The sequence below is a fragment of the Ferrigenium sp. UT5 genome, assembly GCF_045866295.1.
In the GTDB taxonomy this organism is placed as follows: domain Bacteria; phylum Pseudomonadota; class Gammaproteobacteria; order Burkholderiales; family Gallionellaceae; genus Sideroxyarcus.
The window spans coordinates 14,924-27,120 of the sequence record NZ_BAAFRY010000008.1 but is presented as its reverse complement, the minus strand read 5'-3'; the positions used below and the strand labels follow the sequence as shown (position 1 = coordinate 27,120).

The window sequence follows — 12,197 nt, the reverse complement described above, 5'->3', positions numbered from 1 at the left end:
AAATGGCCGTATTCACCCGCGTCACCGATGCCGACATCACGGCATGGCTGTCCCACTATTCCCTCGGCACCCTGCTGGAATTGCAAGGCATCCCGTCCGGCATCGAGAACACCAATTATTTCGTCACCACCAGCAACGGCCGTTTCGTGCTCACGCTGTTCGAGAAACTCACCGCGTCCGAGCTGCCTTACTACCTGAACCTGATGGCGCACCTGGCGCGGCACGGCATCCCCTGTCCGGCGCCGGTGGCAGACCGCGATAACCGCTTCCTCGGCGAGCTGAACGGCAAGCCGGCCTGCATCGTCAGCCGCCTGCACGGCAAGTCGGTCACCCAGCCGACCGCGGCGCACTGCGCCGCCGTGGGCGCGATGCTGGGACAGATGCACCTGGCCGGACAGAGCTTCGGCGAGCGGATGGAAAACCCGCGCGGCGCGGCCTGGCGCGCCAACGCTGCCGCCGAGGTCGCGCGTTTCCTGCCGGCGGAAGCGCGGGCGTTGCTGGCGGATGAAGTCGCCCTGCACGCGCGCACGAACGGCGCCACCTTGCCGCAGGGCGTGATTCACGCCGACCTGTTTCGCGACAATGTGCTGATGGACGGAGAGCGCGTCGGCGGGCTGATCGATTTTTATTTTGCCTGCAACGACGCGCTGCTGTACGACGTGGCAATCACAGCCAACGACTGGTGCATGGGGGCGGCGGGGACGCTCGACGCGACGCGCGCCCGCGCCCTGTTGCGCGCCTACCAGGCGGTGCGCCCGTTCACGGCGGAAGAAGCAGAGGCCTGGCCGCTGATTCTGCGCCGGGCGGCATTGCGTTTCTGGCTGTCGCGCCTGTACGATCTGCACCTGCCGCGCGACGGCGAGCTGGTCAATGCACACGATCCGGCGCACTTCGAGCGCATTTTGCGCCAGCACATTGCACATACAAAAACGGTCTGGTTATAAGAGAACACCATGGAAATTCGCAAATTGAAAGCCGCGCGCGGCTGGCTGTGGATCCGGCATGCTTACCAGCTTCTGCTGCGCAACCCGCTGCTCGGTATCAGCGGCGCACTCGCCAGCACCCTGGCCGTGTTTGCCGTGCTGCTGCTGCCGCTGTTGGGCCCGCTGCTGGCGATCGCCCTGCTTCCCATCATGCTGGCAGGCTACATGCGGCTCTGCCGCGCGCTGGAAGAAAATGAACCGGCCGATCTGTCCCTGCTGCTCGCCGGATTCAGGCAACACACGCGCAGCCTGATCACGCTCGGCGCAATGTTGATGCTGGGCATGTTCTTCATCTCCACCCTGATGGTGTTTGTCGGCGGCGCAGGGTTTGCCTCTGTGATGGAACAGGTCCACGGCGCGCAGGACATGCAAGTGCTGGTGGAGGCGCTGAATAATGCCGACAGCCAGGTCGCGCTGGCGCTCCTGCTTGGCTTCTCGCTGCTGCTGGTGCTGGTCGTTGCGTGGCAATACGCGCCGATCCTGGTGTTCTTCAGCGGCATCTCGCCGTGGCTGGCGCTGCAGGCCAGTTTCCTCGGCACGCTGCGCAACATCATTCCCTACACGGTGTACAGCCTCATCATGCAACTGGTCGCAGTGGTGCTCGGCATCCTGCCCTACGGCCTGGGCATGATTCTGCTGCTGCCCCTCGGCCTGGTCTCGCTCTATGTCAGCTACCGCAACATCTTTCCCTGGCTGGACGAACCGCAACCCGCCATTCCCCAAGGTGACTGACCCATGCAATATCCAGCCGATGCCCGCGCCCTGCAACGCGCCCAAACGCCCCACAACCTGTTCATTATTGGCCTGTTTGCCTTCGACCTGCTGCTGACCCCGGCCGTGATTGGCATGAAGATCGGCATGATCGGCCTGTTGATTCCTCTCGTCTGCTCCGGCTCGCTGCTGGTATGGATCGGGTGGCGCAGCCGCACTCTGGAAGACGGGTTTGTCGCCCTGCACTGGCGTCTGGCCTGGGGGCGCGGCCGGCTGTTGTTGCTGGGTTATGCCGTCTCGGCCACGCTGATCCTGCTTGCCTGGCTGTTGAGCCAGACTTCGAACGACGCGCACATGGGGCACATCCTCTGGATCGCGCTCACCCGTATCGCGCTGTTGCCTACGCTGATCATGGTATTGGTCACTGCCGTGCTGGAATTCAGCGCCGCCGCGCAGGCTGCAAAAGGCGAAGTGCCGGACAAACTGGCCGCGAAATACCCGCCGTCCGCTCCGCTTTAACAAAACTCGCGCAGCGATTTGATCGCCCCACTCTCCCTCCGGGGGAGGGTTGGGGTGGGGGAAACTGGCATGGCGCGCTTCATCATCATGGTCGGCACATTGGCCGTTCCCGTTAAAGCGCTTCGAGCTTGGCGTATTCCAGCGCCAGCCACTTGCTGCCGGCGCGTTTGAAATTGACCTGCACCCGTCCTTCGCTGCCGCCGCCTTCTGTCCCGGTCACCACGCCCTCGCCGAATTTCTGGTGAAACACGCGCTGGCCGATGCGCCAGATTGAGCCCGGCGCGGGCGGCGCAGTCGCCATGGGTGCCGCGGCAAAGGCATCGAGGTAACTCCGGGTGTCGCGGCTGTCGCCGGCATATGGCCTGGCGGCGGCGAAACGCGGCGTGATCCAGCGCAACAAGGCTTCCGGCAACTCGCGCAGGAAACTTGACACCCGGCTGTAGTGCGTCTGCCCGTGCAGCATGCGCCGCTGCGCGAAGGTGAGGTAGAGGCGGCGGCGCGCGCGCGTGATCGCCACGTACATCAGGCGCCGTTCCTCGTCGAGTTCGCCGTTGTCGATGCTGTTCTGGTGCGGAAACAAGCCCTCTTCCAGCCCGGTGATGAACACGCTGTGGAATTCCAGGCCTTTGGCGGCATGCACCGTCATCAGGTGCAGCGCATCCTCGCTGTCGCCCGCCTGATGCTCCCCGGATTCCAGCGAAGCGTGCGCAAGAAAGGCGGTGAGACTGTCATCCTCATTCTCATGCACGAACAACGTTGCGGCATTGACGAGTTCGTTCAGGTTCTCCAGGCGTTCTTCGGCTTCGCGCCGCTTCGAGGCGATGGTTTTTTCGTTCTCGTAATGCGCCAGCAGACCACTGTGTTGCAACACGTGGTCGATGATTTCCGGCAGGGGCAGACCGGTCGCCCCGCCGCGCAAGGATTCGACCAGTCCGACAAAAGCCGTGAGCTTTCCGCCCGCGCGCGCCGCCGCATCCCACAAGGGGGTGTTGTATTGCCTGGCCGCCTCCTGCAACTGCTCAAGGCTGCGTGCGCCGATGCCGCGCGCCGGAAAGTTGATGATGCGCAACAGCGCGTTGTCGTCATCCGTGTTTTCCATCAGGCGCAGATAGGCCAGCGCGTGCTTGATCTCCTGCCGCTCGAAGAAGCGCAGGCCGCCATACACCCGATAGGACAATCCCGCCGACACCAGTGCGTGCTCCAGCACCCGCGACTGCGCGTTGGAGCGGTACAGCAGGGCCATCTCGCTCAAATTCACGCCTTCCCGCCGGAGTTCCCGAATCTCTTCCACGATGAAGGCGGCCTCGTCCACATCCGTTTCCGCCTCGTACACGCGCAACTGCTCGCCGCCGTTCTCCGCCGTCCACAGGTTCTTGCCGAGCCGGTTCTTGTTGTTGCTGATGAGGGCGTTGGCTGCATCGAGGATGTTGCCGTGCGAGCGATAGTTCTGCTCCAGCTTGATTACGTTCTCGACATGGAAGTCGCGCAACAGCTCCTGCATGTTGCCGACGTTTGCGCCGCGAAAGGCGTAGATGGACTGGTCGTCGTCCCCGACCGCAAAAAGCGCAGAGGTTGAAGCATCATCGCGCAGCGATACGTTCGTCCCCTCTCCCTCCGGGGGAGGGTTGGGGAGGGGGAACCCCCTATGACCTTCACCCCCTCTCCCCTCGGGGGAGGGTTGGGGAGGGGGTTGTCGCCGCTCACCCACTCCCGCCAATAGTTTCAGCCAGCGATATTGCAAAGGATTAGTGTCCTGGAACTCGTCCACCAGGATGTGCTTGAAACGCGCCTGATAATGCTCGCGCAGCGCCTGATTGCGCGCCAGCAACTCGTAGCAACGCAACAACAGCTCGGAAAAATCCACCACGCCTTCGCGCTGGCACTGCATGTCGTATTCCGCGAACACTTCCACCTTGCGCCGCGTGTAGGGATCGTAGGCCTCGACTTCGGAGGCGCGCAGGCCCTGCTCCTTGCTGCCGCTGATGAAGTGCTGCATCTCGCGCGGCGGGTATTTTTCGTCGTCCACGTTCATCGTCTTCATCAGGCGCTTGATGGCGGAAAGCTGGTCGCCGGAATCGAGGATCTGGAACGTCTGCGGCAGGTTCGCCTCGCGAAAGTGTGCGCGCAACATGCGGTTGCACAGGCCGTGGAAGGTGCCGATCCACATGCCGCGCGTGTTGATCGGCAGCATCGCCGCCAGGCGCGTCACCATCTCCTTCGCCGCCTTGTTGGTGAAGGTCACCGCCAGGATGCCGGAGGGCGTTACCTGTCCGGTGCTGATGAGCCAGGCGATGCGCGTGGTCAGCACGCGCGTCTTGCCGCTGCCCGCACCCGCCAATATCAGTGCGGACTGGGCGGGGAGTTCGACGGCGGCGCGTTGTTCGGGATTGAGGCCGGAAAGCAGGGAGGAATTCATGCGCGCATTATCCCACAGGCGACCGCGTTGCCCTGTTTCCCTTCCGCTGGCGCAAACAAAACGGGGAAGCGCTGCCGCTTCCCCGTTCGTGCCGTGCCGGATCACTCCGGTCTGCCGTGCTTTACTTTTTCTTGTTCTCGATCATGTCGTGCATGATCGGGGTCAGGATGATTTCCATGGCATGGCTCATCTTGCCGCCGGGCACCACGATGGTGTTGGCGCGCGACATGAAGGAATTGGGAATCATTTGCAGGTAGTAGGGGAAATCCACGCCCTTCGGATTGCGGAAACGGATAATGACAAAACTCTCGTCCGGGGTCGGAATGTCGCGCGCGATGAACGGATTGGAGGTGTCCACCGTGGCCACGCGCTGGAAGTTGATGTCGGTGTGGGTGAACTGCGGCGTGATGTATTTGATGTAGTCCGGCATGCGGCGCAGGATGGTGTCCACTGTCGCTTCGGCCGAGTAGCCGCGCTCTTCCTTGTCGCGGAAGATTTTCTGGATCCATTCCAGATTGACGACCGGCACCACGCCGATGCCCAGATCGACGTAGCGGCGCGCATCGATGCCCTGCTTGTCATCCTTGGCCAAGCCGTGCAGGCCCTCGTAGAACAGCAGGTCGGAACCGGCTTCGATGTCTTCCCAGGGCGTGAACACGCCGGGTTTGAGGTCGGTCAGGCCAAAGTGCTTGTTGTGCAGCGCCGCTTCTTCTTCGCTGTGCACATAGAAACGGCGCTGGCACTTGCCGGTTTCGCCGTATTGCTTGAACATGCCTTCGATCTTGTCGAAGTGGTTGGCTTCCGGGCCGAAGTGGCTGAACGTGTTGTTGCCGGCCTTGGCGGCTTCGGCGGCGGCTGCGCGGAACGCCATGCGGTCCAGGCTGTGCAGGCTGTCGCCTTCGATTACGGCAGCCTTGATGCTTTGGCGACGAAAGATGTTTTCGAAGGCGCGTTTGACGAAGGTGGTCCCTGCGCCGGAAGAACCGGTGACGGCAATGACGGGGTGCTTGGCTGACATAACGATCTCTCCTGAACGATTATGAATAAAATTTTTGGAGGCCGATTCTAGCAGAACCTCCCGCAGGCAGCTAACGTATCACTTCGGGGCGCGCCTTACCGATATAATGGCGCCTCTTTACGATTCGGCTCAAAAATAAACGCCCATCATGCAACAGCACTACACACCCAACGAAATCGAAGCGGCCGCCCAGCAGCAGTGGGAATCCACGCAGGCCTTCGTCGCCCAGGAAAACAACGGCAGGCCCAAATACTATTGCCTGTCGATGTTTCCCTATCCTTCCGGCAAGTTGCACATGGGCCATGTGCGCAACTACACCATCGGCGACGTATTGAGCCGCTACCACCGCATGCAGGGCTTCAACGTGATGCAGCCGATGGGCTGGGACGCGTTCGGCCTGCCTGCCGAGAACGCCGCGATGGCGAACAATGTACCGCCCGCCACCTGGACGTACTCCAACATCGGCTATATGAGGCGGCAGTTGAAGGCGCTGGGCTTGGGCATCGACTGGACGCGCGAGGTGAAGACCTGCACGCCGGAGTATTACCGCTGGGAACAATGGTTGTTCACCAAGCTGTTCAAAAAGGGCGTGATCTACAAGAAGACCTCGGCCGTGAACTGGGACCCCGTGGACAACACCGTGCTGGCCAACGAGCAGGTCATCGACGGGCGCGGCTGGCGCTCTGGCGCGGTGGTGGAGAAGCGCGAGATACCGATGTATTTCTTCCGCATCACGCAATACGCCGAGGAGTTGCTTGCCGGTCTCGACACGCTGTCCGGCTGGCCGGAGCAGGTGAAGACCATGCAGGCCAACTGGATCGGCAAGAGCTATGGCGTACGCTTCGCGTTTGAAATCGCCGACGAAGTCGGCGCCACTCTTCCCTCTCCCTTCCCTCTCCCCATGCCCTCTCCCGGAGGGAGAGGGAGTATTAACGGGACTGAGGGTGGGGGAACACTCGCGGGTAAACAACTGCTCTGGGTCTACACCACACGTGCCGACACCATCATGGGCGTGACTTTCGTTGCCGTGGCTGCCGAGCACCCACTGGCGACACGTGCCGCACAAGGTAATGCCAGGCTGGCCGAGTTCATCGAAGAATGCAAACGCGGCGGCGTTGCCGAGGCCGACATCGCCACGATGGAAAAGAAGGGCATGGACACCGGCCTGAAAGTCACCCATCCGCTGACCGGCGAACAAGTGCCGGTATGGGTCGGCAACTATGTATTGATGGGCTACGGTGAAGGCGCGGTGATGGCGGTGCCGGCGCATGACGAGCGCGATTTCGGTTTCGCGAAGAAATATGACTTGCCCATCAAGCAATCCATCTCCGTCGAAGGCCAAGCCTTCAGCGACACCGCCTGGCAAGAGTGGTATGCCGACAAAGAGAACGGCGTGTGCGTGAATTCGGGCAAATACGACGGCCTGAACCACGATGCCGCGGTCGATGCGATCGCCGCCGATCTCGCCGCGAAAGGGTTGGGCGAGAAGAAGGTGCAGTTCCGCTTGCGCGACTGGGGCATCTCGCGCCAACGCTACTGGGGCTGCCCGATCCCCATCATCCACTGCCCGAGCTGCGGCGATGTGCCCGTACCGGACGAACAACTGCCCGTGGTGTTGCCCGAGAACGTCGTGCCGGACGGCGCGGGTTCCCCGCTGGCGAAGATGCCAGAGTTCTACGAATGCAACTGCCCCACTTGCTCTGGCCCCGCGCGCCGCGAGACCGACACCATGGACACTTTCGTGGAATCGTCCTGGTACTACGCGCGCTACGCCAGCCCGCAATGCGACACCGGCATGGTGGACAAGGCGGCCGCACAAAAATGGCTGCCGGTGGACCAGTACATAGGCGGCATCGAACACGCCATTTTGCACCTGCTGTACGCACGCTTCTTCCACAAGCTGATGCGCGACGAAGGGCTGTTCGGCGGTGAGTCACGAGTGTTCCCCCACCCTAACCCCCCCCCGGTGGGAGAGGGGGATGCCGCCACGCCACGCGCATTTAACCCCTTGGACGAACCCTTCAAAAACCTGCTCACGCAAGGCATGGTGGTCGCGCCCACCTTCTACCGCGATGTTGAGGGCGGCAAGAAGCTGTGGATCAATCCGGCCGAGGTGGAGGTGGAAGTCGATGCCAAGGGGCGTCCCGTCGGTGCAAAGCTGAAAACCGATGGCTTGCCTGTCGTCATCGGCGCCACCGAGAAGATGTCCAAGTCCAAGAACAACGGTGTCGATCCGCAGGCGATTATTGATGCCTATGGCGCGGATACGGCGCGCCTGTTCATGATGTTCGCCGCGCCGCCCGAGCAACAACTGGAATGGTCGGATGCGGGGGTGGAAGGCGCGTTCCGGTTCTTGCGGCGCGTGTGGAATTTCGGCCTGAAAATCAAGGACGGCAGCCATTCGGCGATCGATCCTGCCGCGCTGAAGACCGCGCGTTTCGAGATCCATTCGGTGCTGAAACAGGCGAACTATGACATGGACAAGCACCAGTTCAACACGGTCGCCTCGGCCGCCATGAAGATGCTGAACACCCTGGAGCGCCTGCCCGCGACAAACGAGGCGGTGCTGCGCGAAAGTTTTTCGATCCTGTTGCGCCTGCTCTCACCCGTCACGCCGCATATTACCCAAACCCTGTGGCAAGAACTGGGCTACGGCGACGACATCCTCGCCGCACCCTGGCCGGAAGTGGACGAGGCGGCGCTGGTGCAGGACGAGCTCGAACTGGTGATCCAGGTGAACGGCAAATTGCGCGGCAGTCTGCGCGTGTCCAGGGAGGCGGACAAAGCGGTCATCGAACACCTGGCGCTGGCGCACGAGGCGGTGCAGAAACAGCTCAACGGCGGCGCGGCGAAGAAGGTGATCGTGGTGCCGGGCCGGCTGGTGAATGTGGTGATCTGATGAAGGCGCTCCGCGCATTCTTGTTGCTGACGACGCTGGCCCTGTCGGCGTGCGGCTTTCACTTGCGCGGCAGCACGCCGCAGGACGTGCAGTTCGCCTTCAAGACGCTGTACCTGAAAGTGCCCGGCGAAACGCTGTTCGTCGCCGACCTGCGCCGCGCGCTCGCCGCCCACGAGGTCGCGCTGACCGATACCCCGGAACAGGCGGACCTGGTGCTGGAAGTCCTGTCGGAACAAAGCAGCAAGAATATCCTCTCCCTTTCCGGCAGCGGGCGGGTGCGCGAGTATGAGTTGCGTTACACGGTCGCGTTGCGCGCTTACGACGCGCAGCGCATCGATTGGTTGTCCGCCGGCGAGGTGCAGTTGACACGCCTGCTGACCTTCGACGACGAGCAACTGCTGGCCAAGGAACAGGAAGAGACGCAGCTTTACAAGGACATGCGCGCCGATGCCGTGGCGCAGACCCTGCGTCGCCTGAATCGCGCCAAGCCGAGGGAGTAGCGCGATGAAGATCAATAGCGAAGATCTGCCGCGCCATCTCGCCAAGTGGCTGTCGCCCCTGTACGTGATCCACGGCGAGGCGATGCTGCTCGCCATCGAAGCGGCGGACGCGATCCGTGCCGCCGCGCGCGCGGCCGGCTATAGCGAACGCGAGGTGTTCATCGCCGAGCAGTATTTCAAATGGGCGGAGTTGCGCAACAGCGCGCAAAGCCTGTCGTTGTTCGCCGCGCGCAAGGTGATCGACCTGCGCATTCCTTCGGGCAAACCGGGCGTGGAAGGTGCGCTGGCCCTGCAGGCGCATTGCGAAAATCTGCCGCCGGACACCGTCACTCTGATCTCGCTGCCCAAACTCGAGCCCGCCGCCTTCAAGAGTAAATGGTTCGGCGCTCTGGAACAGCACGGATTGGTGGTCAGCGCCGACGATGTTCCGCTGGCGGCGCTGCCGAACTGGATCGCCCGTCGTCTGCAACACCAGCAGCAAAGTGCGGACAAGGAAACGCTGGCCTTTCTTGCCCAGCGGGTGGAGGGCAATCTGCTCGCCGCCTTGCAGGAAATCCAGAAACTCGCGCTGCTGTTTCCGCCCGGCCCGCTTACTTTCGAGCAGGTGAGCGGTGCCGTGATGGAGGTGGCGCGCTATGACGTGCTCAAGCTGTCGGCGGCGATGCTGAACGGCGACGCGGCGCGTTTTGCCCGCATCCTCGACGGGCTGCGCGCCGAAGGCACGGCCACGGTGCTGATCCTGTGGTCGCTGGCGGACGACCTCCGTCTTTTGGGCAAAACCGCCCGGGCATTGCAGCACGGCGGCACTCTGGATCAGGCGCTGCGCGAGGCGCGCGTCTGGGGCGCGAAAAAGCCCCTGGTGGAACGCGCGGTGCGCCGCTTCAGTCCGGCGTTTGCCGAGCGTGCCTTGCAGCGCGCCGCGCAGATCGACCGTCTGATCAAGGGCCTGCGCCAGGGCGATGTATGGGACGAGTTGCTGCAACTGGGCTTGCGCTGCGCGCGTGCGGGGGCACGATGAGCGAGGTGCTGCTGGTGCTCACCAACCTGCCGGACCGTGGCACGGCGGAACGTATCGCCGCAGCGCTGGTCACAGCCCGCGTCGCCGCCTGCGTCAACATCCTGCCCGGTTGCACTTCGATGTACCGCTGGCAGGGCAAGCTGGAACGGGCGGACGAAGTGCCCGTGCTGATCAAGACCACGCGCGAGGCGTATGCCCGGCTGGAAGATTCGTTGCGCGCACTGCATCCATATGAACTGCCGGAAATCGTCGCCATCGCGGTGACAGCCGGACTGCCGTCCTATCTGAACTGGGTGGCACAGGAGACCAAGGAATGAAAATGATGCGCCGATTGCTGTTGCTCGCCCTGTTTTGCCTTGCACCGCCGGTGCAGGCCGACCTGCTTTCGTTTGGCGGCAAACCGCAATTCCTGCCCCCGGATCAGGCGTTCGTCCTGCAAGTGGAGGCGGCTGATAGCCGCACCCTGCGCGCGCATTTTTCCGTCACGCCCGGATATTACTTGTACCGCGACAAGATTTCGTTCCGTGTCGCCAACGGCACGGCCCGGATCGCTCGCGTTTCATTGCCGCCGGGCGAGACCAAGGACGATCCGAATTTTGGCAAGCTGCAAGTGTTCCATGATTCGTTTCAGGGCGAGTTGGCGCTCGACGCGGTCGATGTGAAAATGCCGCTGCAACTGGAGGCCGTCTATCAGGGCTGCAGCGACGATGGGCTGTGCTATCCGCCGATCGAGAAAAGTTACACGCTCGACCTGACCCAGGTCGTCAGCGCGGCGCCCGTGCTGGTAACGACGACGGCGGAGAACGAAAACACGCAGATCGCCCGCCTGTTCCGCGCCGGCGATTTCTGGCTGATCGTGTCTTTCTTCTTTGGCGCCGGGCTGCTTCTGGCGCTGACGCCCTGCGTGTTCCCGATGATCCCCATACTGTCCGGCATCATCGTCGGGCGCGGCCATCACATCACCCATGCCCACGCTTTCCTGCTGTCGCTGGCTTATGTGCTCGGGATGGCCGTCACGTATGCCCTTGTCGGTGTGGCAGCGGGATATTCCGGCAGCCTGCTCTCCAATGCGTTGCAGACGCCGTGGGTGCTGGGCGGGTTTGCCGCGCTGTTCGTGCTGCTGTCCCTGTCCATGTTCGGCTTGTATGAACTGCAACTGCCTGCCGCGCTGCAAAGCAGGTTGACCGACACGAGCAACAAACTGCACGGCGGCCATCTCTCCGGCGTGTTCGCCATGGGGGCGCTGTCCGCCATCATCATGGGACCGTGCATCGCCGCGCCGCTGGCGGGCGCGCTGCTCTATATCAGTCAGACCCATGACGCAGTGCTGGGCGGCACGGCGCTGTTCGTGCTCGCGCTCGGCATGGGCGTGCCTCTGCTGCTGATCGGCACATCCGCCGGCACGCTGTTGCCCAAGGCCGGGCCGTGGATGGAGGGCGTCAAAAAGTTTTTTGGGGTGACGATGCTGGCGCTGGCGATCTGGATCGTGATGCCGGTCATTCCCCTCGCGGCACAGATGCTGCTTTGGGCAGCCCTGCTGATCTTCAGCGCGATCCATCTGCATGCCCTCGATCCGTTGCCCGCCAATGCAGGGGGCGCACGCAGGCTGGGCAAGGCGTTCGGCGTGCTTGCCCTGCTGCTTGGTGCGGCTTATCTGATCGGTGCCCTGTCCGGCGCGCGCGACATCCTGCGCCCGCTGGGCAACGTGGTCGGCACCGCTCCTGCCGCGACTCCGGCGCTGCCGTTCGAGCGGGTGAAGGGCCTGGCCGGGCTGGAGGCGCGCATTTCCCGGGCACAGGGCAAAGTGGTGATGCTGGATTTCTATGCCGACTGGTGTGTCTCGTGCAAAGAGATGGAGCGCTTCACGTTCAGCGACCCCACCATTCAGGCCAGACTGAAACAGGCCGTGCTGCTGCAAGCCGATGTCACGGCCAATGATGCCGAAGACAAGGCCTTGCTCCAACACTTCCAACTGTTCGGCCCGCCGGCGATCCTGTTCTTCGATCAGAGCGGCACGGAAAAAACCGATTCTCGCGTCATCGGTTATCAGGATAGTGAGATGTTCGGTGCTTCGTTAAAGCGCGCCGGTCTATGACCCTGATTCAACAGAACTTCACCGAAAAAATGGACAAT

10 protein-coding genes are annotated in these 12,197 nt (G+C 62.7%); 8 read left to right on the top strand and 2 right to left on the bottom strand.

Going from position 1 to position 12,197, the window contains the following annotated elements:
• Positions 1 to 2: 2 nt before the first annotated feature.
• Genes ACKTSJ_RS04390 through ACKTSJ_RS04380 form a run of 3 tightly spaced genes read left to right on the top strand, consistent with a single transcriptional unit; the run spans position 3 to position 2,213 of the window.
• Positions 3 to 944 (top strand): homoserine kinase, encoded by a 942-nt coding sequence (locus tag ACKTSJ_RS04390; RefSeq protein WP_407897771.1) that lies wholly within the window; start codon positions 3 to 5, stop codon positions 942 to 944.
• Positions 945 to 953: 9 nt separating this feature from the next.
• Complete coding sequence (locus ACKTSJ_RS04385) at positions 954 to 1,715, top strand: BPSS1780 family membrane protein (RefSeq protein ID WP_407897769.1); 762 nt, start codon at positions 954 to 956, stop codon at positions 1,713 to 1,715.
• A gap of 3 nt (positions 1,716 to 1,718) precedes the next feature.
• A complete protein-coding gene (locus tag ACKTSJ_RS04380) occupies positions 1,719 to 2,213 on the top strand; it encodes a hypothetical protein (protein ID WP_407897767.1) in 495 nt (164 codons plus the stop codon).
• Between the two features lie 112 nt (positions 2,214 to 2,325).
• On the opposite strand, the gene ACKTSJ_RS04375 is transcribed toward ACKTSJ_RS04380, so the two are convergent.
• A complete protein-coding gene (locus ACKTSJ_RS04375) occupies positions 2,326 to 4,629 on the bottom strand; it encodes a UvrD-helicase domain-containing protein (RefSeq protein ID WP_407897765.1) in 2,304 nt (767 codons plus the stop codon).
• A 121-nt stretch (positions 4,630 to 4,750) separates the two neighbouring features.
• A complete protein-coding gene (locus ACKTSJ_RS04370) occupies positions 4,751 to 5,647 on the bottom strand; it encodes a phosphoribulokinase (protein WP_407897763.1) in 897 nt (298 codons plus the stop codon).
• 148 nt (positions 5,648 to 5,795) lie between these two features.
• On the opposite strand from ACKTSJ_RS04370, the gene leuS reads away from it, so the two are divergent.
• Genes leuS through dsbD form a run of 5 tightly spaced genes read left to right on the top strand, consistent with a single transcriptional unit; the run spans position 5,796 to position 12,159 of the window.
• Positions 5,796 to 8,546 carry a leucine--tRNA ligase gene (gene leuS, locus ACKTSJ_RS04365; protein ID WP_407897761.1) on the top strand — a complete coding sequence of 917 codons (2,751 nt, stop codon included), beginning with the start codon at positions 5,796 to 5,798 and terminating at the stop codon, positions 8,544 to 8,546.
• Complete coding sequence (gene lptE, locus ACKTSJ_RS04360) at positions 8,546 to 9,046, top strand: LPS assembly lipoprotein LptE (RefSeq protein WP_407897759.1); 501 nt, start codon at positions 8,546 to 8,548, stop codon at positions 9,044 to 9,046. The genes leuS and lptE overlap by 1 nt, the downstream gene beginning before the upstream one ends.
• Before the next feature lie 4 nt (positions 9,047 to 9,050).
• Positions 9,051 to 10,064 (top strand): DNA polymerase III subunit delta, encoded by a 1,014-nt coding sequence (gene holA / locus ACKTSJ_RS04355; protein WP_407897757.1) that lies wholly within the window; start codon positions 9,051 to 9,053, stop codon positions 10,062 to 10,064.
• A complete protein-coding gene (gene cutA, locus ACKTSJ_RS04350; protein ID WP_407897755.1) occupies positions 10,061 to 10,381 on the top strand; it encodes a divalent-cation tolerance protein CutA in 321 nt (106 codons plus the stop codon). Before holA ends, cutA begins: the two co-directional genes overlap by 4 nt.
• Positions 10,382 to 10,383: 2 nt before the next feature.
• Positions 10,384 to 12,159, top strand: coding sequence for a protein-disulfide reductase DsbD (dsbD, locus tag ACKTSJ_RS04345; RefSeq protein ID WP_407897884.1), 1,776 nt, complete (start codon positions 10,384 to 10,386; stop codon positions 12,157 to 12,159).
• Positions 12,160 to 12,197 lie beyond the last annotated feature (38 nt).